Source organism: Castellaniella defragrans (assembly GCF_014203015.1).
GTDB classification, from domain to species: domain Bacteria; phylum Pseudomonadota; class Gammaproteobacteria; order Burkholderiales; family Burkholderiaceae_B; genus Castellaniella; species Castellaniella defragrans.
Map to the genome: position 1 here is coordinate 21,837 of NZ_JACHIB010000008.1, position 24,535 is coordinate 46,371.

22 protein-coding genes are annotated in these 24,535 nt (G+C 70.9%); 4 read left to right on the forward strand and 18 right to left on the reverse strand.

Translation table 11 applies throughout. The annotated features are described in order from the left end of the window. Positions 1-2 precede the first annotated feature (2 nt). From gspE to gspG, 10 genes are all read right to left on the reverse strand, one after another. Positions 3-1,433, reverse strand: a complete 1,431-nt coding sequence (gspE, locus tag HNR28_RS07940) for a type II secretion system ATPase GspE (RefSeq protein WP_151024702.1) — start codon at positions 1,431-1,433, stop codon at positions 3-5. Then, positions 1,430-3,772 (reverse strand): type II secretion system secretin GspD, encoded by a 2,343-nt coding sequence (gspD, locus tag HNR28_RS07945; protein ID WP_184142719.1) that lies wholly within the window; start codon positions 3,770-3,772, stop codon positions 1,430-1,432. The genes gspE and gspD overlap by 4 nt, the downstream gene beginning before the upstream one ends. After that, positions 3,769-4,605: a type II secretion system protein N gene (gene gspN, locus HNR28_RS07950; RefSeq protein WP_184142736.1), complete on the reverse strand. Its 837-nt coding sequence runs from the start codon at positions 4,603-4,605 to the stop codon at positions 3,769-3,771. The genes gspD and gspN overlap by 4 nt, the downstream gene beginning before the upstream one ends. Next, positions 4,602-5,186, reverse strand: a complete 585-nt coding sequence (gene gspM, locus HNR28_RS07955) for a type II secretion system protein GspM (protein ID WP_052355736.1) — start codon at positions 5,184-5,186, stop codon at positions 4,602-4,604. The genes gspN and gspM overlap by 4 nt, the downstream gene beginning before the upstream one ends. Then, positions 5,183-6,220, reverse strand: a complete 1,038-nt coding sequence (gene gspL, locus HNR28_RS07960; RefSeq protein ID WP_170288538.1) for a type II secretion system protein GspL — start codon at positions 6,218-6,220, stop codon at positions 5,183-5,185. Before gspL ends, gspM begins: the two co-directional genes overlap by 4 nt. Positions 6,221-6,227: 7 nt before the next feature. Continuing rightward, positions 6,228-7,097 carry a type II secretion system minor pseudopilin GspK gene (gspK, locus tag HNR28_RS07965; RefSeq protein ID WP_151025517.1) on the reverse strand — a complete coding sequence of 290 codons (870 nt, stop codon included), beginning with the start codon at positions 7,095-7,097 and terminating at the stop codon, positions 6,228-6,230. A 179-nt stretch (positions 7,098-7,276) separates the two neighbouring features. After that, positions 7,277-8,005 (reverse strand): PulJ/GspJ family protein, encoded by a 729-nt coding sequence (locus HNR28_RS07970; RefSeq protein ID WP_170288539.1) that lies wholly within the window; start codon positions 8,003-8,005, stop codon positions 7,277-7,279. Continuing rightward, on the reverse strand, positions 8,002-8,373 hold the full coding sequence (gene gspI / locus HNR28_RS07975) for a type II secretion system minor pseudopilin GspI (protein ID WP_043682261.1): 372 nt from the start codon (positions 8,371-8,373) through the stop codon (positions 8,002-8,004). Before gspI ends, HNR28_RS07970 begins: the two co-directional genes overlap by 4 nt. Beyond that, positions 8,370-8,867, reverse strand: coding sequence for a GspH/FimT family pseudopilin (locus HNR28_RS07980; protein ID WP_170288540.1), 498 nt, complete (start codon positions 8,865-8,867; stop codon positions 8,370-8,372). Before HNR28_RS07980 ends, gspI begins: the two co-directional genes overlap by 4 nt. Beyond that, positions 8,857-9,282: a type II secretion system major pseudopilin GspG gene (gene gspG, locus HNR28_RS07985; protein ID WP_043682258.1), complete on the reverse strand. Its 426-nt coding sequence runs from the start codon at positions 9,280-9,282 to the stop codon at positions 8,857-8,859. Before gspG ends, HNR28_RS07980 begins: the two co-directional genes overlap by 11 nt. A 111-nt stretch (positions 9,283-9,393) precedes the next feature. On the opposite strand from gspG, the gene HNR28_RS07990 reads away from it, so the two are divergent. After that, positions 9,394-9,864 carry a type II secretion system protein N gene (locus HNR28_RS07990; RefSeq protein ID WP_043682255.1) on the forward strand — a complete coding sequence of 157 codons (471 nt, stop codon included), beginning with the start codon at positions 9,394-9,396 and terminating at the stop codon, positions 9,862-9,864. 24 nt (positions 9,865-9,888) lie between these two features. On the opposite strand, the gene HNR28_RS07995 is transcribed toward HNR28_RS07990, so the two are convergent. The 5 genes from HNR28_RS07995 to HNR28_RS08015 form a co-directional block, all read right to left on the reverse strand. Then, entirely contained in the window at positions 9,889-10,566 is a 678-nt protein-coding gene (locus tag HNR28_RS07995) for a prepilin peptidase (RefSeq protein WP_052355732.1), read from the reverse strand. 26 nt (positions 10,567-10,592) lie between these two features. Next, complete coding sequence (locus tag HNR28_RS08000) at positions 10,593-11,759, reverse strand: formylglycine-generating enzyme family protein (protein WP_052355731.1); 1,167 nt, start codon at positions 11,757-11,759, stop codon at positions 10,593-10,595. Beyond that, entirely contained in the window at positions 11,749-14,046 is a 2,298-nt protein-coding gene (locus HNR28_RS08005; RefSeq protein WP_151024055.1) for a sulfatase-like hydrolase/transferase, read from the reverse strand. The genes HNR28_RS08000 and HNR28_RS08005 overlap by 11 nt, the downstream gene beginning before the upstream one ends. Before the next feature lie 135 nt (positions 14,047-14,181). Continuing rightward, entirely contained in the window at positions 14,182-16,308 is a 2,127-nt protein-coding gene (locus HNR28_RS08010; protein ID WP_151024054.1) for a TonB-dependent siderophore receptor, read from the reverse strand. Positions 16,309-16,427: 119 nt separating this feature from the next. After that, positions 16,428-17,360 (reverse strand): helix-turn-helix transcriptional regulator, encoded by a 933-nt coding sequence (locus HNR28_RS08015; protein WP_151024053.1) that lies wholly within the window; start codon positions 17,358-17,360, stop codon positions 16,428-16,430. A gap of 359 nt (positions 17,361-17,719) precedes the next feature. On the opposite strand from HNR28_RS08015, the gene HNR28_RS08020 reads away from it, so the two are divergent. Next, complete coding sequence (locus HNR28_RS08020; protein WP_151024052.1) at positions 17,720-18,448, forward strand: type 1 glutamine amidotransferase; 729 nt, start codon at positions 17,720-17,722, stop codon at positions 18,446-18,448. A gap of 7 nt (positions 18,449-18,455) precedes the next feature. Here HNR28_RS08020 and HNR28_RS08025 read toward each other — a convergent pair whose 3' ends face one another. Further along, positions 18,456-19,145 (reverse strand): helix-turn-helix transcriptional regulator, encoded by a 690-nt coding sequence (locus HNR28_RS08025; protein WP_170288428.1) that lies wholly within the window; start codon positions 19,143-19,145, stop codon positions 18,456-18,458. Between the two features lie 331 nt (positions 19,146-19,476). On the opposite strand from HNR28_RS08025, the gene HNR28_RS08030 reads away from it, so the two are divergent. Continuing rightward, a complete protein-coding gene (locus HNR28_RS08030; RefSeq protein WP_151024050.1) occupies positions 19,477-20,865 on the forward strand; it encodes a tryptophanase in 1,389 nt (462 codons plus the stop codon). Positions 20,866-20,958: 93 nt separating this feature from the next. Further along, entirely contained in the window at positions 20,959-22,368 is a 1,410-nt protein-coding gene (locus tag HNR28_RS08035; protein ID WP_151024049.1) for an amino acid permease, read from the forward strand. Between the two features lie 22 nt (positions 22,369-22,390). Here HNR28_RS08035 and HNR28_RS08040 read toward each other — a convergent pair whose 3' ends face one another. After that, a complete protein-coding gene (locus HNR28_RS08040; RefSeq protein ID WP_151024048.1) occupies positions 22,391-23,509 on the reverse strand; it encodes an acetoin dehydrogenase dihydrolipoyllysine-residue acetyltransferase subunit in 1,119 nt (372 codons plus the stop codon). Beyond that, positions 23,509-24,528 carry an alpha-ketoacid dehydrogenase subunit beta gene (locus HNR28_RS08045; RefSeq protein WP_043682230.1) on the reverse strand — a complete coding sequence of 340 codons (1,020 nt, stop codon included), beginning with the start codon at positions 24,526-24,528 and terminating at the stop codon, positions 23,509-23,511. The genes HNR28_RS08040 and HNR28_RS08045 overlap by 1 nt, the downstream gene beginning before the upstream one ends. Positions 24,529-24,535: the final 7 nt, after the last annotated feature.

Sequence of the window (24,535 nt, forward strand, 5' to 3'; positions counted from 1 at the left end):
CGTCACGGATCGCGCGCGACGCGCTCGATCTCGGCCCGGGCGGCGACGCCTGCGCGGATCCAGCGCTCGCCATCCTGGCGCAGGTCCGGCATGCCGCCGCGCCGGGCGGCCTCGCGCAGGGCCTGCTCGCCGCCGCCCTCGTGGATCATGGCGCGCAGCGTGTCGTCGAGCATGAACAGCTCGTGCACGCCGGTGCGCCCGCTGTGGCCGGTGTGGCCGCAGGCCGGACATCCCTTCGGATCGCGCTCGGCCGTGCCGTCGGCCCGCATCCGCCGGCAATGGACGCACAGCTTGCGCACCAGCCGCTGGGCCAGCACCCCCTGCAGCGTGGAGGCGAGCAGGAACGATTCCACGCCCATGTCCAGCAGGCGGGTCACCGCCGACACGGCATCGTTGGTGTGCAGCGTGGCCAGCACCAGGTGGCCGGTCAGGGAGGCCTGGACGGCGATCTCGGCGGTCTCCAGGTCGCGGATCTCGCCGATCATCACCACGTCGGGATCCTGGCGCAGGATGGCCCGCAGCGCCGCGGCGAAGGTCAGGTCGATGCGCGGATTGACCTGGGTCTGGCCGATGCCGGGCAGATCGTATTCGATCGGGTCCTCGACCGTCAGGATGTTGGTCGTGGCGGCGTCCAGCCGGCTCAGGGCGGCGTAGAGCGTGGTGGTCTTGCCGCTGCCGGTCGGCCCGGTCACCAGCACGATGCCGTGGGGCCGCCTGATGAGCGCGTCGAGCCCCCGCAGCACGGCGGGCGACATGCCCAGCCGCTCCAGCCGCAGCCGCCCCGCCTCCTTGTCGAGCAGGCGCAGGACGACGCGTTCGCCATGCCCCGTGGGCAGCGTGGAGACCCGCACATCGATGGGCCGGCCGCCCACGCGCAGCGCGATGCGCCCGTCCTGCGGCAGGCGTTTTTCGGCGATGTCCAGGCTGGCCATGACCTTGATCCGCGACACCAGGGCGTTGTGCAGGGCGCGGCGCGGGCTGACGATGTCGCGCAGCGTGCCGTCCACCCGGTAGCGCACCACCGAGTGAGCCTCGAAGGGCTCGATGTGGATGTCGCTGGCGCCGTCGCGGGCGGCCTGGGTGAACAGGGCGTTGATCATGCGAATGATCGGCGCGCCTTCGCGGGTATCGAGCACGTCCTCGACCTCGGGCAGGTCCTGGAGCAGGCGGTCCAGATCCACGTCGAGGGCCGCCTCGTCGACGATGGCGGCGGCATCCCCGGCATGGGCGTAGGCTGCGGCGAGCAGGGTGTCGAGCTCCGCGTCGGACACCGTGCGCAGCGGGACCGCGCCGTGCACCCGGCGGATCTCGGCCAGGGCCCAGGCGGGCGTGCGCGCCGAGACCGTCAGCGTCTCGCCCGTCGCCCCGGTCTCCAGCAGGGCGCGCCAGGCGCGCGCCCAGGCATAGGGCAGGCGGCGGCCCGGCGCGCTCATCGCGCCCCCGGCCGGCCGACCGGCGCGGCCACCGCCGGAGCAGCGTCCGGGTCCGCGGGCGCGCCGGCGGCCGGCGCGGCTTCGTCGGCGCGCCGGAAGCCGCGCAGGTCGAGCAGGCCCGTGCCGGGATCGCGTTGCAGCGCGGGCAGATCGGTCATGACGTCGTCCGGCATCAGCCAGGACGCCTGGACCGGCAGGCCGGCCTGGGCCGCCCGCATGAAGTTGTAGCGGTCGAGCGTCAGGCGGGCGCCGTCCTGGGCGGTGCGCACGATGTGGGGCCGCAAGAACAGCATCAGGTTGGTCTTGGTGTGGTTGCGCTTCTGGTACTTGAACAGGTTGCCCAGCACGGGGATGTCGCCCAGCAGGGGCACCGACGACGTGGAATCGTCCATCCTGTCCTCCAGCAGGCCGCCGAGCACGATGATCTGGCCGTCGTCGACCAGCACGCTGGTCTCCAGCGCCCGCTTGCGGGTCACGTCCGAGGTGCCGTTCTGCGAGGCGGTCGGGACGAGGCTGCTGACCTCCTGGTAGAGGGCCAGCTTGACCGTGCCGCCTTCGGAGATCTGCGGCCGGATGCGCAGGGTCAGGCCCACGTCCTCGCGCTGCACGGTCTGGAAGGGATTGCTGGCGCCGTCGCCCGAGGTCGTGTAGGAGCCCGTCACGAACGGCACGGTATTGCCCACGATGATGCTGGCCTCCTCGTTGTCCAGCGTCATCAGGTTCGGCGTGGACAAGACGTTCACGCCGCCGTGCCTCTGCATGGCCCGGGCGAGCACGCTGAGATTGAGAATCTGCGTGCCCATGACGTTGACCGTGCCGTTGATGACGCCCAGGTTCAGGCCCTGGCCCAGGGCGTCGATCGTGGTGCGGGTGGCCGTGTCCAGGCCGATGCCGGTCCCGCCCAGGTTGGCGCCGCCGAAGAAGGCGGCGCCGTCGCCGTTCAGGCTGTTGCCGCCGGCCATCCACTGCACGCCGAACTCGGCGGCCTTGTCGGCGTTCACCTCGACGATCAGGCTTTCGATCAGCACCTGGGCGCGCCGCTGGTCGAGCAGGTCGATGACCTCGCGCAGGCTGCGGTACAGGGGTTCCGGCGCGGAGATGATGAGGGTGTTGGTGGCGGAATCCGCCTGGATCGTGGCGCCTCCCGCGGAGAAGGCCATGCTGCGGGCGTCGGCGGCCGGCAGCGCCGCCGCGGCGCCCTCTCCCTGGGACGACGAGAGCGCGGCGGCGGGCAGCCCGGTCTGCGCCTGCGTGGCCGACAGCGGCGGTCCGTCCAGGGCATCGGTGCTTCCGCCTTGCCCCGTCAGCGCTCCCCGCAGCACCTCGGCCAGGTGGCTGGCCTGGGCGTTGCGCAGGTAGACGACATGCAGATTCCCGGTGCGGGATTCGGGCGTGTCCAGACGCAGGATCAGCTGGCGCGCCTGCTTCAGGCGCTCGGGCGTGATGGCGCGCAGCAGCACCGAATTGCTGCGGGGATCGGCCAGCACGGACACGTCCCGGGTCTTGCGCCCGCTGCCGTCCTGCAGCAGCTGCTGCGCCAGGGCGGCCACGTCGAGGGCGACGCCGTATTCGATCGGCACGACATCCGTGTTCACCGCCAGCGGCGTGTCGATGCGGGCTATGATCTGGGCGATGCGCTCCAGGTTGTCGGCATAGTCGGTCACGACCAGGGAATTGCTGCCTTCCTGCGCGGCCAGGGTGTTGTTCGCCGCCACCAGGGGGCGCAGCACCGGCACCAGATCGGCGGCGTTCTCGTAGCGCAGGGCGAAGACGCGGGTCTGCAGTTCGCCGCGGCGCGCCGGCTCCGCGCCGGACACCACCGCCCCGCCCAGCAGCTTGGCGTCGGCCTCGGGCACGACGCGGCTGACGCCGCCGACTTCCACCACGGCAAAGCCCTGCATGCGCAAGGCGCCCAGCAGCATGGCATACGCCGTATCGGCATCGACCGGCGCATCCGACACCAGCGTCAGCTGGCCGCGCACGCGCGGATCGACCAGGAAATTGCGCCCCGTGAAGCTGGCCAGGGCACGGACCACCGCGCCCAGATCGGCCTCCTGGAAATTGAGCCGGGTCATCGGCCCGTCCGCGCCGGCGCCGGGGGCGGCGGCCGAGGCCCCAGGCCGTTCCGCGATGGGCTGCAGCCGGCGGGGGCGCGGCGCCTGCCGGGGCTCATCGGCCCTCGCCGGGCGCCCGACGGGCACGGGCGGCGCCGACCCCACCGAGGTGCGGACCACCAGCGGCGATTCCTGGGCCTGGCGCGCGGCGTCCGGGACCGCGCAGCCTCCCAGGGCGAGCACGGACAGCAGCAGGGGCAGGTATCGGGCAGTCTCTCTTTTCATGAACGAATCCGCAGAAGGGTTGCTCCGTCGGGACCGGTTCGGGGCCCGAGGGTGTCCAGCAGGCGGCGCAGCGCGACCCGCGTGTCGGGGGATGCCGAGGCGTCGGCCCAGGCCCGGCCGTCGAAGACGAGACGGCCGGAAGGCGACCACGTTCCGGCGCCGTCCAGCCGCAGAGGACCGTCCTCCGTGCTCAATCGCAGGGCGAAGCCCGGCTCCGGGCCGGCGGCGGCCGCCACCGAGAGGCGGTAGTCGCCCAGCGGCCTGATGCGGCTCAAGGCGGACCCGGCCTGCCGCCACCGGATCCGCAGCAGTTCCCCTCCCGGCGCGGCCTCGGGCCCGCCGCGGCCGACCACGAGGTCGGGCCATTGCAGCAGGAGGTCTCCCTCGGGCTCCAGGGTGTTGAACACGGCATGCAGAGTCGTCAGGAGCGCCGCCGGCACCCGCAGGGTCTGGCCGGAAATGCGTACGCCGCCCCAGGCCGGGCGGATTTCCAGCGGGCCGCCCAGCCAGGCATGCGACACCGACACGCGCGGTCCGCCGGCGAACGCGAAGCGCCAGTGGAGCGGCTCGGGCAGGCTGCGCCGCAGCGGGCCGGCGCCGACGGCCAGCGTGGCCTGCGCCGACCAAAGGCTGCCCTGGGCATCGACCAGCGTGACGGGCGCGCCGTCCGGCACCCAGGCCATGGCCCAGCGGGCCGGCAGCACGCCCGCCGCGGCCAGGAGGGCCGCGCCGGCCAGCGCCAGGACGCCGGCCAGGCGCGCCGCGCGGCTCGTCGCGCGGCCATCGCCGGACGCGTCCCCATGCGCGCGCCGAACTCGATTGGGCGCGCTCATGGCGGGCTCCCTGCCGGCAGCGCCAGCTCGATGCTGCCGCTCAGCAGGCCGGGACGGTCGCGCCCCCCGACGTGGCTGCGCGCCAGGTCGAGGCGATGCACCCGCACCCGGGCGATCTCAGGCAACTGCGCCAGCCAGGCCAGCAAGCGGGCGGCGGGCGCCTGCTCCACCGTCAGCGGCTGCCGCATCGCGCCGTCGACCGCGCGCACCGGGCCGAAGCGGCCGTGCGCCTGCAGGCCGGCCCGCCGCAGGCTTTCCTGCAGCGCGGCGGCGGTTTCTTCGAGGGTCATGGCGCCGCGCCGTTCGCGCCCCAGCGCCCGGGATTCCAGCACGACGGCCTCCAGCTCGGCCGCCTGCGCCCGCAGCACGGGCAGCTGTTCCCGTGCCTGCCGCAGCGTCCCGATCGCGGGACGCAAGGCCGCCAGCCACAGCACGGCGACCCCCAGCAGCAGGACCGCCAGGCCCAGCAGGCGCCGCTCGCGCGGGCTCAGCCGCCGCCAGGCCGCATGCCAGCGGCCCAGCGCGGGCCGCGCCCGCGCGTTCCAGGCGTTCCGCCAGCGCTGCGCATGCGGCCCGCTCATCCCGCCTCCCCGGCCGGACGACGCGTGCCCTCCGACGCATCCGGACGGCCGGCATGCCAGACATGGGGCCGGGTCTCGTCGCGCGCCAGCCGGATGCCCCGCTCCGCCGCCGTCCGCGCCAGCGCCGCTTCGTCCGCCGGCGGCCGGTAGCCTTCGGCCAGCGTCAGCGTCAGGCGGCCGTCCGCGTAGCGCAGGCCGAGCACGTGCCCCTGCGCGAAGTCCAGCACCTCGGCCGCCGCCAGCGCCAGCGGGATGAAATCGTCGGCGGCCTCGCCGCCGCCGGCGAGCCGCAGCGCGTCGCGCTGCTGGCGGGCCTGGCGCAGCGGATCGATCACCACGGGAATGCGCGGATAGGCCTGCTGCACGGTCCGGCGCATGGATTCGCGCAAATCCTCCAGTTCGCGCCCCTGCCGGGCGGCATAGGCGTTCAGCCCCAGGATCCAGACGGCGCCCGCCGCGGCGGCCCAGGCGAGCGGCCGGCGCCAGCGTCCCGCCCCGCCCGCGGCGCGCAGCTCCCGATCGACGAAGGACCAGGCCGGCAGGGGGGCCAGCCAGCGGGGTCCCGCCGGCAGCTCCAGCACGCGGCCGGGATGCGGATCGTCCGCGGGCAGCGCCAGGGCATGCGGCACCAGGGACTCGACGCGCAGGCCCGCGGACGTCAGCAGCGACCAGGCCCGCTCCAGGGGTTCGCGCGCCGTCCAGGCGACGGCCACCGCGCCGTCGGGCTGGCGCGGCCCATGGGCCACGCGCAGGCGGTCGAGGTCGGACAGCACCATGGGCTCGACGCTGCCGCGCACCGCGTCGCCCAGCCGCCGGGCGGGGACGGGCGGCACCGTGATGCGGGCGACGACCGCGTCCTCGTCGCGCACGATGGCGTGCACCGGCCCCGCGCCCGCCACCGCGGCCAGCGACCGCAGGCCCAGCGCGCCCGAGCGCAGCAGACGCCCATCGCGCCCCACGAGCGCGAAGGCCAGCGGCGTGGCGGGCGTCAGTTCGGAAAGGGGAGGCAGCAGCAGCCGCATGTGTTGTCTCATGTTCTTCTTATCCATAGCTGACCCAGCGGACCGAGGCTCTCCCCTGCCGGTCGCGCTGGAGCAGGGCCCGCAGCCCGACCATCGTATCACCCACCACGACCTGCCCCGCGACGCTGAACCAGTCGCTGCGCACGTCCAGGCGCCGCGCCTGGCCGGCCTGCAGTTCCGGCAGGCGATTGAGGAGATCGCCCCGGTTGACGAACCAGAGCCCCCGGTCGCGCTGGGCGGCCAGGCCCCGCGCGCCGGCCAGGCCCAGCCCTTCGATCACGGCGCCCAGCACCTCGGCCGGCGCGGTATTGGCATTGAGCGGCACGGTCTCCGGCAGGTAGACCACGTAGGGCCGCAGCGCTTCCACCCCCGCCGGTCCCAGGCCCGCGACCCACTGCAGCTCGTCCACCCCGCGCAGCCCCATGGCGGCGGGCGCGCGCCCCGGCGCCGGCTGGCTGTCGGCCACCCGCCGCGCCAGTGCGCCAGCCAGGGCGGGATCCCGTCCCAGCCACTGCAGCAGCCGTTCCAGCGACCGCACGGCGGCGGGGCTGGGCTGCCCGTTCGCGGCCAGGTCGCGCAGATTGAACTTGCCCTGCGCATCCTCGATGCGGCCGGAGAACAGGGCGGAGCCGGGGTCGTCGGCCGGCCCCACGGGCAGATCCGCCAGCGGCTGGGTCCACAGGCCGTCGAGCCGGGTCGTGGCGTTCTCGCGCGCGTCGAGCTGCAGGATGATCCGCGACCAGTCCAGCCCGCCGCGCAGCACCCAGTGCGCCTGGGCCAGGTGCCGTTCGGTCGCCAGCACCCTCACCAGCCGGCCCTGCCCTTCGATCAAGGCCGTGGCCAGCGCGGCGGCCGCGATCACCACCAGCATGGCGGCGATCACCGCCATGCCGCGCTGGGAGGACCGGGCGGCGATGCCCGCCGGACCGCCTCCGTGCCGCGCATATGGGCGCGGGCTCGGGTGCGTGCGATCCGGCGTGCCCGGATCGACGGAACCCCCTACGATCCCAAGCGGCATCGTGCCGCGCAAAACCTCGGTCTCGCCGCCGGAGCCTGTCACAGGATGTCTCATGGCAGCACCACCACCTTGCGATAGGCGCGTTGCTCGCCGGCTTCCTGGCGCAGCAGCACGATTTCCAGACCCACGGCCGCCATTGCCTGCGCGGCGTCCGTCCCCGGGCGCGCCGCGCCGCGACCCGCGCCGGAGGCATCGGCCGGCGGAGCCTGCGGGTCCGTCCAGCCCTGGCCATGGCGCCATTCGCGCAGCGACCAGGCGCGCAGGCCGTCCAGGACGGCGACCGCGTCCGTGGGTCCGGGCAGGGGCAGGCGGTCCGAAGGCGCGCCGGCCGCCCGGTAGAGGACGCCCTGGTTCACGTACCAGTGCAGCCGCTGCCAGCGGCCGTCATCCGTCGAGCGCACCAGCAGCAGCCCGGATGCGCGGGCCCAGGCCACGCCCGGCGCGGGAAACGCCAGGCCGGCGCGGTCCGGTCCGCCCTCGGCCGCCCGCCAGGCGGGCAGAACGTCCTCCCCGGCATGCCGGCGCAGGTCGCGCTCCAGCTGCCTCCAGGCCCTGACCAGCGACAGGGTCTCCTCGGCCCGCGCGTCGAGCCGCCCGGAGACGCGCTGGACGGCATCCAGCCCGCGCCAGGCAATCAGGCCCAGCAGCGCCAGCAGCACCAGGGCGACCAGGACCTCGATCAGGGTGAATCCCCGCTGGGCGCCGGGCGCGGCGCCCGCCGGCCGGCCCGCGTGGCGCGGGCGCCCATGTGCGCGCCTGGGGCGGCCCGGCATGCTCATGGCAGACGCGAGGCCAGGCCATCGAGCTTGGACAGCACAGGGCCGTCCTCCAGCCGCACGCTCACCGACACGCGGCGGAAGCGGGCATTGGGCGTGGCCTGCACCCATTGTTCGCATTGCAGGGCGAGGTCCGCCTGCGGACAGGGCCGGCGATGCCGGCCGACCGCCGGGAATTCCCCCTGCAGGCGCATTTCCCCCAGGACGTTCTCCGCCGACTGCAGCGCCAGGCTGCGCAGCCGCAGCGCCTGCGCGCCGCCGATGCCCACCCCGAGCGCGCGGATGCCGGCCGCCAGCGCCACGCCGACGATGGCCAGCGCCACCAGCACCTCGATCAGGGTGAAGCCGCGCTGGCGGCCCGGCGCGCTCATGGCCGGACCTCGTAATGTCCGCTGCCCGAGCGCGAGATCCGCACCGTCCGGTCCCCGGCGCTCAGCGTGATCTCGAGCGGCGCGCCCACCCAGTCGCCGCCGAAGACCAGGGCGCCGGCCGGCCGGATGTCGACCGACACCGGCCCGGATGAAAGCCAGGAGCGCGGCCGCAGGGGCGAATCCGCGCCGAAGCGGTCGTCCCGCCCCCCGGCCGAGCGCACGGCCATCCGGGCCGGCAGCACCAGAGGACGCGGCAGCCGCTCGAAGGCGTAGCCCTGCGCCCCGGGGCGCCAGGCGATGCGCCCGCCTCCGGCCCGGGCCTCGGTCTGCGCCGCCATGAACAGCCCCGCCAGCCGGTGGGCGTCCTGGCGCAGCGTGCGCATGCCGGGATCGCCGAACGCGGACACGCTGGCCGCCCCCATCGCGATGCCCATGATGAGGAGCACGACCATCATCTCCAGCAGCGTGAAGCCACGCTGCGCGTCAATGCGCATCGATCCCGATCTCGGCATCCACGCCCTCGCCCCCCGGCTTGCCGTCGGCTCCCAGGGAAAACACATCGACCTCGCCCCGCACGCCGGGATTCAGGTATTGGTAGGGCGTGCCCCAGGGATCGCGCGGCACGCGGTCCATGTAGCGGGACTTGCCGTCCGGTCCGCCGGCCAGGACCTCCAGACCCTGTTCGACGCTCGGGTAGCGGCCATGGTCCAGGCGATAGAGCTTGAGCGCCTGCTGGATGGAGGCCACGTCCTGCCGGGCCGCGATCACCCGGGCCTGGTCGGGCCGGTCCATGACGTTGGGCACGACGAGCGCGGCCAGGATGCCCATGATGACGACCACCACCATGATCTCGATCAGCGAGAAGCCGCGCTGCGACGGCGCGCCTGGAAGGGAAAAACCTGCTTGCATGATGCTCCGTCCGGACGGACGCCTCGTCCCGCCGCGAAGCCGGCGCACGAAGTCCGCAGCCGGCACTATACTAAAAAGACTGAAAAGCCCGGACAGCGCGACCCGCGACCCATGCCCGCCCTCCGTCTTCCCGCCGCCGCATCCCTGCGCCGCCACGCCCCCGGCATGCTGCGCGGCGCCGCCCTGCTGGCGATCGCCGCGGGGATCGGGCTGTGGGGCGCCCTGCTGCTGGCGCCGCGCCCCGCTCCGGCGCCGCCGCTGCTGGCGCCGCACGCCGCCCAGGCGCCTTCCCTGGCCCCCCTGGAAGGCTGGTTCGGCAGCGGCCGGGGCCGCCTGCAGGTGCGCATCGCCGGCCTGATGGCCGCCGGCGCCCGGAGCACCGCGGTGCTGTCGATCGACGGCGCGCCGGCGCGCGCCTTCCGGATCGGCGACGACCTGGCCCCCGGCATCACCCTGACCGCGATCCGCGCCGGCGAAATCGTCGTCAGCCAGGACGGCATGGAAGAAACCATCGCCACGCCCGCGCCGCCGGCTCCCGCGCCGGGCTTCGTTCCGGTCGAGCGACCGCCGGCAAGCCGCTGAATCCATCCGCACCTCCTTCACCCGCTACATCCCCCACAAGGCGGCCACGCCGGCCGCGGCCAGGAAAGGCCCGAAGCCGAAGGCCTCGCCCGGCGCCAGCCGCCCCGCCAGGCGCCGCGCGAGCGCCACCGCCAGGCCCAGGCACGCGGCCACGAACACGATGCGCGGCAGGGCCGTCCAGCCCAGCCAGGCTCCCAGGGCCGCCAGCAGCTTGCAATCGCCGCGGCCCAGGGCTTCGCGGCCCGTCAGCGCCCTGAACCCGGCGGCCACGCACCAGAACGCCAGATAGCCGCCCGCGGCGCCCGCCACGGCATGCGCCAATGGCGCGAAGGCCGCGTCCATATTGACCAGCAGGCCCAGCCACAGCAGCGGCAGCGTCAGGCGGTCCGGCAGGTAGCCGGTCTCGGCGTCGATCCAGGCCAGGACCAGCAGCACCGACACGAAAACGATCGCGGCCAGGGCCGCGCCGGTCGCCCCGAAGCGCCAGGCGCAGGCCACCGCCAGCAGGGGCGCCGCCAGCAGGAACGCCCGGCGGCCCAGCCGATGGGCGGCCGTCGGCTCGGCCGGCAGGGTGCCATCCAGGGCGCGCGGCAGCCGCCAGGCGGCCCGGGCGAGCGGCACGTTCAAGGCCAGGGAGAAAGCCAGGGCGGCGCACAGAGTCGCCGCTTGCCCCAGGTTCCAGGAAGCCCACAGCATGCTCATGGTCCGCTCCACCTCCCCGCTCCGTCTCAATGCGGCCACAGCCGCGCCAGCACGGACGGCGAGGCCGGCGGCGGCGCGTCGGACACCAGCCGGAAGCCCACGTGCGACATGGGGCTGTAGGGGTCCGCCGCCTGCCGGGCGCTGGGCCGGTAGGCCAGGCAATAGCTTTCGTTGCACAGGAACGAGCCTCCCCGGATCACCCGCCTGGGCGCATCGGCCGGGACGCCCGGATCGGAGGGATCGTAGGACCGGGGCGGGCCGCGCGGATCGGCGATGGGCTTGCCCTGCGCCGCCTGCGCCTGGCGGGCGAAATAGCGCGCGTCGTACCAGTCGGCCACCCACTGCCAGGCATTGCCCGTCATGTCGTAGAGCCCGTAGCCGTTGGCCGGGAAGGACATCACCGGCAGCGTGCCGGCGGCGCCGCCCGCCTCGGGGCTGACGACGGGAAAAGCGCCGCGGCCGGAATCCCAGTAGTTGGCCATGGGCTTGCCGTCGGGCATCAGCTCGTCGCCCCAGACGTAGGTGGCCTGCTCCAGGCCGCCGCGCGCGGCATATTCCCATTCGGCCTCGGTCGGCATGCGCTTGCCGGCCCACCGGGCATAGGCCTGCACATCGGCGTAGCTGACCTGGACCACGGGATGGTCGCCCTTGCCCTCGATCGAACTGCCCGGCCCCTGCGGATGGCGCCAGTCGGCGCCCGGCACGTAGCGCCACCACTGGCTGTAGTCCGCCAGATTCACGGGCCTGTCCGTGCCGACGAACACCAGGGCGCCGGGCACCAGCACCGAATCGGGCGGCCTGGGCGTGCCGGGCGGCAGCTGGACGCGGACGGTCTCCCAGTCGGGCGTGCGCTCGGCCGTGGTCACATGGCCGGTCTGCCGCACGAACTCGGCGAACTGGTCGTTGGTGACGTGGGTGAGGTCCATCCAGAAGCCCTTCACCCGGACCGGATGGGCCGGCTTCTCGTTGCGCTGGGCGAGCCGGCTGTCGCTGCCCATCAGGAAGACGCCGGGCGGCACCCATGCCATGTTCCCGGGCGTGTCCTTGCCGTCGCCGAGGATGGCGACGGGTTCGGCCGGCCCGGCCTGCGCACGGACCTGGAACCAGGCGTAGCCCCCCGCCGCCGCGGCGATCAGGACCGCGGCGGACAGGGCGACGAATCGCGGGCGGAGGCGGGGGCGGTCAGTAGACACTGGCGGGATAGACGCAGGTCTTGCCGAGGTTCAGGCTGACGACGTCCTGGTCGGGACCGTTCGTGTAGCCATCGGGCGGGCTGCCGGGGACGGCGCCCGCGAAATCGTAGACGCTGGACTTGCCCCAGTCGGCGTGGATGCGGCGCCAGTTCTCCAGGTCGGCCTGGTCCACGATCCCGTCGATGTTGCCGTCGCCCTCGCAGAGCACCGCCGACTGCATCAGGCGGTCGAGCCGGTCCTTCAGGTCCTTGTAGGCGGCTTCCTCCCCGGCCTGCCAGCCCGGCCTGGGGGTGCCGTCGGGGTTGACCTTGCTCGTGCCCTCCTCGTCGAGCAGGGGCGTGCCCTTGGCCTGATCGACTTCGTAGAACTCGTATTCCACCTCGTCGTGGATGCCCTTGACCGGATCGAAGCGCTTGAAGGTATTGCGCACCAGCTTGTAGCGCGCTTCCCGCACGGCCACGGACTGGTCGGGCATGACGGTGTACAGCTCGGCCTCGGGCACGCCGTTCCCGTAGCGCACCTGGTTCACCTGGGCGCAGGTGCCGTAGGAGGCGATGGCGTTGTCGCCGCCCATGGGCGCGAGGTCGTCGTGCCCCTCGCCCCACCAGAAGCCGCTGTTGTCGCCGCAGACGGACTTCGAGGTGGCGATCTGCATGCAGGTGCCGCCGCCCGCCGCGGTCGTCACCACGCAGGGCCCGTTGCGTCCGCCGTCGGCCTGCTGGTTCAGGCCGCTGATGGCGAAGTTGGTCTGGCGCAGGGCCGACTGCGAGGGATTCTTCAGGTAGGCCTGGATGCCGACGGAATCGACCGGGCGCGAGGCCGGCAATGCCTGGCGCACATCGATGCCCGCCAGCTCGCCGAAGAGCTCGAACAGATCCACCCCGTTGACCATGTGCTCGACGTCGCGGCCGGGATCGGCCACGCCGCGCCCCGCCACGATCAGCGGCACCCAGACGCCCGTCTGGTAGGCCGTGCCCTTGGCGCGCGAGCTGTCGAAGGGCGCCTTGACGGCCAGACCCAGCGAGCCGTTGTCGCCGACGATGACGATCACGGTGTTGCTGGCCGCGGGATCGTAGTTCAGGCTGCCGTCGGGATTGCGGGCGGCGATCCCGGTTTCCACCAGCAGGCGGCCGAACTCGGCGTCCATCGCCTGGGTCATGCGGTTCTGCAGGACCTGCATGCGCAGCACGTCGGCGGCCGATCCGCTGCTGGTGCAGCTGAGGTTGTCGAACACGTGGGCATCGGGATAGCCGCCGGGGCCGACCAGGTCGGACAGCAGCGCCGCAGGCGGCTGCTGCCAGGGCGTATGCGCCGCGGTGTAGCTGACCGTGGCCATCCAGGGCTTGCCGGCCGCGCGCGACTTGATCCAGTCGATGGCCGCGTCGGTCTCGATGGTGGTGCGATAGCCGCGGGCGCGCTTGTCCCCGGGCGGCACCTGCTCCGCCCGGCCGTTTTCCAGGATCACCAGGGGCGACACGTAGTAGCCGTTGTAGCGGGAGAAATCCAGGCCGGCCGGCTTCGGGTCCGCGCAGCTCGCACCGGGCACGAGGATGCCGCCGGCCGCCAGGCACTGCAGCCCCGCCACGTCCTGTTCCGGCGCGTCCTTGCGCACCGGCCGGCAGCTGTCGTCCGGAAAATGGCAGGCGCCGTGCGCGGCCCCGTCCGCGGCCGCCGCCCCCGGCACGAAGCCGCACTGGTTCGAGGTGCCGGCCGGCACGGCGCCGCCGGCCCGCAGATCGATGGATTCGGGCAGCCCGCCGATCCAGCCATAAAAATAGTCCCAGCCGAACAGGGCCGGCGTGGCGATGCCCGCCTCGTTGTTTTCCGGGCCGGCGAGGTGAAACTTGCCGAACATGGCGCTCTCGTACCCCGCCTTGCGCAGCAGCTGGGGCGCCGCCGTTTCATAGGGCGAGAGCTGGGCATTGGCCAGGTCGCCGGGGCCCAGCGCCTGGTAGGTGTGGGTGCGGGTGGGATAGCGTCCGACAAAGAAGCTCGCCCGCGCCGGCGAGCATTCCGGCTGCGACCAGGTATTGCGGAAACGGATGCCGGCCTGCGCCACGGCATCCATATTGGGCATCTTCGGGGGATTGGCGCCGCCGTAGCCGAAGGACCTCATCTGGTCGATGCCGACGTCGTCCATCATGACGAACAGGATGTTGGGCTTATCGGGCTGGGACGGCGCCTCGGCCACCTGGCCGGAGCCGCCGCCATCGCAGGCGGCCAGCAGGAAAACCGCCCCGATCGCCGCGCCCGCGGCAGGAAAAATGCTTCTCCGTCCTTCCGACATCTCCATCCCCTTCTTTTGACTTTGTCAAACATTGAAGGAAAAAAATTGATGTGTGTCAAGAAGAAACCGCCTCTGCGGTGCCTGCCGCCACGGAGGCGACGGCCGGCGGCCCCCGGATCCTCCCGCATTCCTCCGTCAGAACGTGCCTCGCAGCGTCAGCGCGGCATTGACCGGATCCCCGTAGCGGTTGCTCCAGTTCAGGCTGCTGAAGCTCTGGTAATACCTGCGGTCGAAGACGTTGCTGACGCTGAGCGCGGCCGTCCAGCGCTTGTCGATGCGGTATCCCACCCGCAGGTTCGCCAGGGCATAGCCGCCCTGATGCAGGGTGGCGCCGCCGGATACGACCTTGTATTCGCTTTGCACCTGCACGCCGCCGCCCACGCTCCAGCGCCGTCCCTGCCACGGCAGGTCGTAGTGGGTCCACAGGCGCAGGATGTGCTTCGGATTGAACGTCGCGTACTGGCCGCTCTGGGTCGAATCCTCGACGTATTTCGTGGTGTCGAAGGTGTAGCCGGCCGACAGGGTCCAGAACGGCGTGACGCGGCCGGAGGCCGTCCACTCGAATCCCTGGCTGCGGACCTTGCCGCCATTGATGTAATAGCAGGTCGAGCCCACGCAGGGATGGGCCGGATCGACCTGGACGTTGTTGCTCAGCTCGGTGCGGAACACGGCCGCCGACACGTTCAGCGCGCCGCCCGCGAGCTCGCCCTTGATGCCGGCCTCGTAGGTCTTGCCCTCGACCGGGTCGAGCAGGCTGCCGTCGAAGGCGAGGCGCGTCTGCGGCTGGAACACCTCGGCGTAGCTCAGGTAGGCGGACCAGTTCCGGCCGAAATCCCAGATCAGGCCGCCATAGGGCGTGAACTGCCGGCCGGGATCGAAGCGCGCCGTCAGCGTGCGCTGGTCCCACCAGCTCACGCGGCCGCCCAGCACCAGGGTGAGCGGATCGGCCAGCTTGAACCGCCCCAGGGCATAGGCGCCCTTCTGCGTGGTGTCGGTCTCGCTGGACAGCTGAAACGGCCCCACGGCGGGCTCGGGCACACTGGACGGATCCCAGCGGTACACGTTGACCGGCACGCCATTGCCCGAGAGCAGCCGGGCCTGGCGCTGGTCGCTGGTCACGTTGGCATGGCTCAGGCCCAGCAGCAGCTCATGGGTGCGCCCCAGCAGCTCCACCGGCCCGTGCACGTTGAGGTCCACGCTGCGGTTGTCGCTGCGGAACCGGTAGGCCGCGCCATTCAGCGCGCCGCCGTCGCCCGTGGCGGGGTCGATGGCGCCGAAGGAACCCGCATACTTCATGTCGGAATCCATCGTCTGGTATTCGCCGCTCAGCCTGGCCTTCCAGCCCTGGCCGAACCGCCGTTCGAGCGAGCCGAAGGCGCGCGTCGTCTTCCAGTCGAAGCGATCCCAGTCCACGTCCAGGTAGGTCGAGCGCGGCAGGTCCAGGTCGGAGCCGTCGCGCGCCATCGGCACGCCCGCCATGTTGGGGACCGAGCGGATGGACTGGTGCTGCAGGCCCACGGTCAGCAGGGTGCCGGGCGCAATGTCGAACTCGGCGATGCCGTAGAGGGAACCGGTCTCGCGCCTGGCATGGTCGTAGAAGAAATCGCGGTCCTCGTAGGCGGCCGCCAGGCGGCCGCGGGCGGTGCCCGCTGCGTTCAGCGGACCGCCGACGTCCACCTCGGCGCGCCGCCGGTTCCAGCTGCCCAGCGTCAGCGCGCCGCTGGCGGCGAACGCACGCTGCGGGCGCTTGCGCACCAGGTTGATCGTGGCCGCCGGATTGCCCGCGCCCTGCATCAGGCCGTTGGCGCCGCGCAGCAGTTCGACGCTGTCGTAGGCCGACATGTCCTGGGGCGAATCGGCCGTCCCGCCCAGGGCCACCGGCACGCCGTCGAAGGCGAAGGAATCCACCTTCAGGCCGCGCACGTAGTACGCCGTCGTCAGGAGCACGTAGGGCTGGACCACCACCCCGGGCGCGCGCAGCATGGCGTCTTCCAGCGTGGACGTGTTCTGCTGGTCCATCTGCTCGCGGTCGATGACCACGACCGACTGCGGAATCTCCCGCTGGCTCAGCGGCAGCTTGGAGAGCGTGGTGGTGGATGCCTCTTTCGCCGATCCGGTCACCTTGATGGCCGGCAGCTCGGAGGGCGACGCCGGCGCGGCGTCCCCTCCGCTTCCAGTCTGCGCCGCCGCGGGCAGCGGACCGGCCGCCAGCAGCAATCCCAGGCAGAGCGCCGGAGCGGGCGGCCAATCGCCGATATTCATGTCTTCTACCTCTTGTTGAATGATTCTTATTATTATCATTTACATTTTCATTCAACTCTTTCGATTGCCGGTCTTTCCCTATCGATCCTGGGATCGTTCGCCCGGCAGACGCGTCCGCCTCAAGTGCCGGCCTCGCGGACGCACGCATCCGCCGGATCCACGGCCCTGAGCTCGCTCGGGGAGACGCCGTAGCGCTTGCGGAACGCCACGGAGAAATGCGCCGGACTGTAGCCGACACGATAGGCCACGGTGGACACGCTGGCCTCCTCGTCGCACAGCATCTTGTGCGCCTCGCGCAGCCGGTGCTCGGCCAGCAATGCAAAGACGCTGGTGCCGAACACCTGGCGAAACCCCGCCGTCAGCTTGCGGGGATTGGTGCCCACGCGCACGGCCAGCGCCTCCAGCGACGGGGGATCGCGCAGCGCGCCGAACAGCAGGTCGCGCGCGGCATGGACCCGCTCCACGTCGCTGGAGGTGACGCGAAGCGCGGGAGTCCTCCGGCCGCTTTCCGTGCACAGCAGCTGCGTGCCCAGGGCCGCCAGCTCGAGCGCCTTGCCGCCCAGATAGAAATCGCGCGCGCCGCCTTCCAGCGGGCACGTGGCAATCTGCGCCGCCAGCGCCTGCAGCGCGCGACTGGCCGGGCAGCTGAGCAGGCGCGGCCCGCCGCCGCGCGGCAGCAGCGGCTGCGGCAGCAGGCCGCAGTCCCGGTCGAGGATCTCCCGCCCCAGGCGCACGATGGTGTAGCGCAGCGGCGCGTCGCGGCCATAGCGTTGCCTGGTCGAGCTTTCGCCTTCGTTTGCGATGAAGCACAAGGACGGCCCCTTCAGGCAGTGTTCCGCTTGTCCCGGCGCGCTGCAGCGCACCTCGCCGCTCTGGACGAGGACCAGCTTGACGCCCTGCTCCAGCGGCTCCTCGTGCCAGTCTTCGCTGGCCGGATGCAAAATGCCCGCCACCAGTTTGACGCTAGCGTCGAAATGAGAGACGTCCGGATCGTGGCCGGGCGGCGCGCCGGCATGGCCGCGCTTCGAGGGGAGAATGAGGGTGATGGCCATCTGCCGTTCCATGGACGAGCCGCGCGCCCCGGGCTGCCGACCGCCGTCGGCAGCATCAAGGAACGATTATCATTCGTATTTACTCCAAGACCGGAGATTCTGGCAAGCATTTTCATGGCCAGTTTTCACGGCCAGGCTCGCCGTCCCCCTCTCCGGATGCGGCTTGCGCGCATCCGGGACCCGGCCGGGACCCGCGCCGGCGCCGACGCGATTAAACTTCCGGCAAGGCGACTGGACGGGCGCGAGGCCGGAACACCCACGAAAGCCCGGACCGCGGCTCGATCCGGTCCGGCCGCCGGCGCCCCCCGGCCACACCCGGATCGTTCAACGCACTTGCCCAACGCGCTCCAAGGAAGATCATGAAGGTCCATTTCGTCGTGCACGAGTCGTTCGAGGCCCTCGGCGCCTATGAAACCTGGGTCGAGGACCGCGGATTCGAGGCGAGCCATTCGCGCGTCTACGACCATGAGCCGCTGCCGCGGTCCATCGACGGCATCGACCTGCTGGTGGTGATGGGCGGCCCGCAATCGCCGTCCACCACCCGGGAGGAATGCCCGCACTTCGACGCCGCCGCCGAATGCGCCCTGATCGCCCGGTGCATCGCCGGCGGAAAGGCCGTCGTCGGGGTCTGCCTCGGATCGCAGCTGATCGGCACGGCCCTCGGCGCCCCGCACGAGCGCAGCCCGGAAAAGGAGATCGGCAAGTTCCCCATCACGCTGACGGCCGCGGGCAAGGCGAACGGCAAGTTCTCGCACTTCGGCGACACGCTGGAAGTGGGCCACTGGCACAACGACATGCCGGGCCTGACCGCACAGGCGAAGATCCTCGCCTACAGCGCAGGATGCCCCCGGCAGATCATCGAATACGGCGATCTCGTCTATGGCTTCCAGTGCCACATGGAATTCACGCCCGCGGTGGTGGAACTGCTGATCGCCGCATCGGAGCGGGAACCGGAAACATTCGCCGCGCGCCGGTTCGTGCAGCCGCCCGACGTCCTGCGCGCCCACGACTACGGCGCCATGAACCGGAAGCTCTACGGCTTTCTCGACCGGCTGGTGGAAGCCTACGCGCACGGGCGCCGCGGCTGACCAGCAGCTAGCCCGCGGCGCGCACGGCGCTCAGGTAGCGGTAGACCGTGGCCGGAGAGCAGCCCAGTTCCTCGGCCAGCAGGCCCACGGCGCCTTTCACGCCGAAGAAGCCGCGCGCATCCAGGCCGCCGACCCATTTCAGGCGCTCGCGATGGCGCAGCCGCCCCGGTTCCTCGTTCAGCTCGGCCCTGGCCCGGGCCAGAATGTCCGCCGCCAGCCCGCGCGCCGAGGCCGGAGACGGGCGCGGCGGCATTTCTCCGGCCGCGGACACGTCCTCCAGCGCTTGCGAGACGAAATGGCTGTCGACGAAGGAATCGGGGTGGCGCAGCCGCAGGATCCGTTCGCTGAGATCGCGGTAGCGGCTGTCGTCGAAACTGATGGTCAGCAGGCCGGCCCGGCGCCGGGCCTCGTCGGTGACGACGCGCGCCGAGGTCCGCAGCAGCTTGCCCGTCGCCGTCATGTCGGCGAGCTGGATCCACTCCTCCGGCTGCTCGTCCCGGGGCTCGTCCAGCCACTGCCCGAGCAGCGGGGGCAGCGGCGCTCCGAGCGTGCGCTGGGTGACGTGGCCGTTGGCGATCGCCACGACCGCGGCGGCCGGTTCCGTCAGGTCGTACAGGGCGATTTCATAATCCGGCCCCAGGGTCCTGCCCAGGAAGCCGGTCAAGGCGATGTGGTTCGGCAGCCAGGCTTTCTGCATGATGTTCGTCCGTTCTCCGCGGACAGCGGTGCTCCGCAGGCCATCGCACGGCTGTTCCGCCCGAGGATGGAAAGAATGAAACCTCATGCAAGATGATAATTTTTTATCAGGTGAAGCGCAACGAATTCAATGATTCTTGCAAATTTTCCGCCTCATCGGCATAATCCGTCGCATAGGCGGCTGTTACGCCTATAAACTGATAATAATTTCTTAAAACATCGCAGACAAGAAATCTTTATCCTTCGCACTGTCCGCCTGTCCACGGCCGCCGGCAAGGCGGCCACGCGACGACCGGGGTGTCCTCCCATCCAATCGTTTCCGGAGGCCTCTCATGGCGATCAAATACATCCCCGAACCCTTCCGCATCAAGTCGGTCGAGCCGCTGCGCATGCTCACCCGCGAAGAACGCGAGTCCCGGCTCATCGAAGCCAAATACAATCTTTTCGGCCTCAAGGGCGAAGATTGCGCCATCGACCTGCTGACCGACTCCGGCACGGGCGCCATGAGCACCGGGCAATGGGCCGGCATCATGCGCGGCGACGAAGCCTACGCCGGCGCGGCCAGCTACGAAAAGCTGATCGATACGGCCCGCGACCTCTTCGGCTACGACTACATCCAGCCGGTGCACCAGGGGCGCGCCGCCGAAAAGGTCCTGTTCCCGCTGCTGCTGTCCGCCGGCAAGCTGGCCCTCTCGAACATGTTCTTCGACACGACGCGCGCCCACGTCGAACTCGCCGGCGCGCGCTGCATCGATTGCGTCGTCGAAGCCGCCAGGCACCCCGCCGAACGGGCCCGCTTCAAGGGCAACATGGACGTGCCGCGCCTGGAGCAACTGCTGCGTGAACACGGCGGGCGCGTCGGCCTCATCGTCATGACGATCACCAACAACTCGGCGGGCGGGCAGCCGGTCTCGATGCAGAACCTGCGCGAAGTCGCGGCACTGGCCAGGCAATACGGGATTCCGGTCTGCATCGACGCCGCCCGCTACGCCGAGAACGCCTATTTCATCCAGCGCGACGAGGCGGAGTACAAGGACGTGCCGATCCCCCGGATCGTGCGCGAGATGTTCAGCCACGCCGACCTGTTCACTATGTCGGCCAAGAAGGACGCCATCGTCAACATGGGCGGGCTGCTCGGCGTGCGCGACGGCGCCTCGGACCTGATCCAGGGCATCCGGACCGCCTGCATTTCCTACGAAGGCTTCTACACCTATGGCGGGCTCAGCGGACGCGACATGGAGGCGCTGGCCGTCGGGCTGCGCGAAGGGGTCGACGAAAGCTACCTGCGCTACCGCATCGGCCAGATGGAATACCTGGGCGGCCTGCTGGACGATGCCGGCATCGCCTACCAGTCCCCGGTCGGCGGACACGGCATCTTCGTGGATGCGGCCGCCCTGCTGCCGCACATCCCCTATACCGAATATCCCGGCCAGGTCCTGGCCATCGAACTGTACCGGGAAGCCGGCATCCGCAGCTGCGACATCGGCTCGTACATGCTGGGCAACGACCCCGACACCGGCAAGCAGCTGCAGGCCAGCTTCGAGTTCACGCGCCTGGCCATCCCCCGGCGGGTGTACACCCAGGCCCACCTGGACGTCGTGGCCGAGGCGCTGAGCGAAATCAAGCAGCGCGCGCACCGCATCACGCGAGGCTACCGCATCACCTGGGAACCCCCCATCCTGCGCCACTTCCAATCCTCGCTGGAACCCATCGCCGCCTGATCCCGCACAAAGCAAAAAACAAACCAAAGAACAAGCCGGATCCGGGAGCAGGCCGAAGCCGCCCCGGAATCCGGTGCCTCAGGAGACAATCCCATGTCAGCCACTCAAGCCGGCGGACTCGCCCGCAACCTGAAAAACCGCCACATCCAGATGATCGCTCTGGGCGGCGCGATCGGCACCGGGCTTTTCTACGGCTCGGCCGCGTCCATCCAGCTGGTCGGTCCGGGCATCATCCTGTCCTACGTGATCGGCGGGCTCTTCATCTACCTGATCATGCGCATGCTGGGCGAGATGTCCACGCAGGAACCCGTCTCGGGCGCCTTCAGCCATTTCGCCTACCGGTACTGGGGCGCCTTCCCCGGCTTCCTGGCCGGCTGGAACTATTGGCTGCTCTACATCCTGGTCAGCATGGCCGAGCTGTCCGTGGTCGGCATCTACGTCTCGTACTGGCTGCCCGGCTTTCCCGCCTGGGCGAGCGCCTTGACGGTCCTGGTCGGCATCACCGCCATCAACCTGATCAACGTCCGGTTCTTCGGCGAATGCGAATTCTGGTTCGCCCTGATCAAGATCCTGGCCATCATCGGGATGATCGTGCTGGGCCTGGTCCTGATCGTCTTCGGCCTGGGACACGAAAGCACCGGGATCGACAACCTCTGGATCCACGGCGGCTTCCTGCCCAACGGCGTCCACGGGCTGCTGCTGTCCCTGGTGGTCGTGATGTTTTCCTTCGGCGGCACCGAGCTGATCGGCATCACGGCGGGAGAATCCGACGACCCGGCAAACAGCATCCCCCGCGCCATCCGCCAGGTCATGTGGCGCATCCTGGTCTTCTACATCGGCGCGCTGACCATCCTGGTCGTCATCTACCCCTGGAACCAGGTCGGCATGGAAGGCAGCCCCTTCGTCATGATCTTTTCCCGGCTCGGCATCCCCGCCGCCGCCGACCTCCTCAACCTCGTCGTGCTGACCGCCGCCATCTCGGTCTACAACAGCGGCATGTACAGCAACGGCCGCATGCTCTACAGCCTGGCCGAACAGGGCAACGCCCCGAAGATCTTCCTGCGCCTGAACCGCAACCGGATCCCGGCGGCGGGCATCCTGTTCTCCTCGGCCTGCACCCTGGTGATCGTCCTCGTGAACTACCTGATCCCCGAAGGCGCATTCATGCAGGTCATGGCCGTGGCCACGGCCGCGGCCACCCTCACCTGGATGCTGATCGTCCTGGTGCATTTCCGGTTCCGCCGGGCGCACCGGCGGCAGGGTTCCACGCTGCGCTTCGAGTCGCCCTTCTTTCCGTACGCCAACTTCCTGACCGCCGCCTTCCTGCTGCTGATCCTGGCGATGATGACGCAGCTGGACGGCACGCGCAACGCGGTCTGGATCCTGCCCTTCTGGATCGGCCTGCTCTACGCCGGCTACCGGATCGCCGGCCTGCACCGGCGGCCCGAAGGGCCGCGAGCCCGGCTGGGCGTCAATCCCGAGTCGGCGGCCGGAATCGATTGAGGCGAGGCTTTCTTCGCCCGACTCAGGCGGCCTGCAGGTGCGCCTTGAGCAGCGCATTCACCTCGCTTGCCTTCTCCATCTGCGGCATGTGTCCGGCGCCGGCCAGGATCTCGATGCGCGCGCCTTCGGGGGCGGCCTGCGCCTGGGCGCTGGGGATGATGCGATCCTCCCGGCCCCAGACCACGAGCACCGGCTTGCCGAAACGGCCCAGCTCGCGTCCAGGCTGCTCCGCCTGCCGCCCGCCGGCGAACAGTTGCCGGTCGAGCGCCGTCAGGGCCTGCGTGACGCCATCCAGACGCTTGTACCTCAGCAGATCGTCGAGCATCTGCCGAGTGACCAGACTGTCATCGGCGAACAGCAGCTGGGCGACGGGCTTGAGCTCGCGGCGCGAGGCGGCGCGGATGAAACCGCCGGTGTAGTCGCCGTTGATGTCGTCGCCGAAACCGGCGCTGTCGATCAATGCCAGCGAGGCCGCCCTGCCGGGGGCGTCCAGCGCCAGGCGCATGGCGATCGCGCCGCCCAGCGAATGCCCGATCAGATGGGCCGATTCCACGCCGACCGCGTCCATGAACCGCGTGACGAAGGCGGCCATCTCGCCCAGGGTGGCGCCGGCCAGCGCGATGCTGGTCTGTCCGTGCGCGGGAAGATCGAAGGCGATGACCGGGCCGCGCCCGGCCAGGGCATCGATGTTGAACAGCCAGTTGTTCAGATCGCCGCCAAAGCCGTGGATCAGCAGCGCCGGCACGCCCTCGTCCGGCCCGCGCCGCACATGGCGCACGCGGATGCCGCCCACGTCCGCATACAGGTAGGCCGGCCCGTCGTCCCCGCCTTCGGCTTCCGCGGCCGGCACCTCGTAGGCCGCGATGTACGCGTCGATGTCGGCATCGCTCACGTCGGGCCCGGCCATGACGGCGAGCAGCGCCTTGACCGGCAGGACCTCGCCGCTGGCCGCCACGATGCGGCGCAACACTCCCGGATCGGTGGCTTCCACCGCATTGGAGATCTTGTCGGTCTCGACGTCGACCAGCGCCTGGCCCCTCTCGATGGGGTCGCCCACCGACACCAGCCATTCCAGCACCGTGCCCTGGCGCATCTCCAGCCCCCACTTGGGCATGACGATCGGGGTAATCTCCATAGCCATCACTTGCTCCCTTTCTTGCCCATTGCGCGGCGCGCCGCCTGGGCGATGCGCTCGGCGCCGGGGATGTACATGTCTTCCAGCGCCGGCGAAAACGGCACGGGGGTGTGCGGCGGCGAGACCATCTGCACGGGCCCTTCCAGGGCATCGAAGAGCTGCATCGCCACCTGGGCCGCCACGTCGGCCGCGATGTTGCAGCGGGGACTCGCCTCGTCGACCACCACCAGATGCCCCGTGTTCTCGACCGACTCCAGCACGGTGTCCATGTCCAGCGGCGACAGCGTGCGCAGGTCGATCACCTCGGCCTCGATGCCCTCCCGGGCGAGCAGCGCCGCGGCCTCCAGGGCGCGGTGGACCATGAGGCCGTAGGCCACGATCGAGACGTGCTTGCCGTCGCGCACGATCTCTGCCTCGCCGAAGGGAATGGCATAGGGCGCCTCGGGCACGTCGCCCTCCATCCCGTACAGGTTCTTGTGCTCGCAGAAGATCACGGGATCGTTGTCGCGGATCGACTGGATCAGCAGTCCCTTGCTGTCGTAGGGCGTGCTCGGACACACCACCTTCAGCCCCGGGATGTGCGTGAACAGCGGAGTCAGCATCTGCGAATGCTGGGCCGCCGCGCGAAAGCCGGCGCCCACCATCGCCCGGATGACCACCGGGGTCTGCGCCTTGCCGCCGAACATGTAGCGGAACTTGGCGGCCTGGTTGTAGATCTGGTCGAAGCACACGCCCATGAAGTCGATGAACATGAGCTCGGCGATCGGGCGCATGCCGCAGGCCGCCGCGCCGATCGCCGCGCCGATGTAGGCGCTCTCGGACAGCGGCGTATCGAGCAGGCGTCCGCCGTGCTTGCCGTGCAGATCCTTGGTGACGCCCAGCACCCCGCCCCAGGCATCGCTCTGCCCTCCTCCGCCGGCGCCGCCGACGATGTCCTCCCCGAGCATGATCACGCTCGGATCGCGCGCCATCTCCTGATTGATTGCTTCATTGATCGCCAGTTTCATACTGAGTTTTCGGGCCATGATAAAA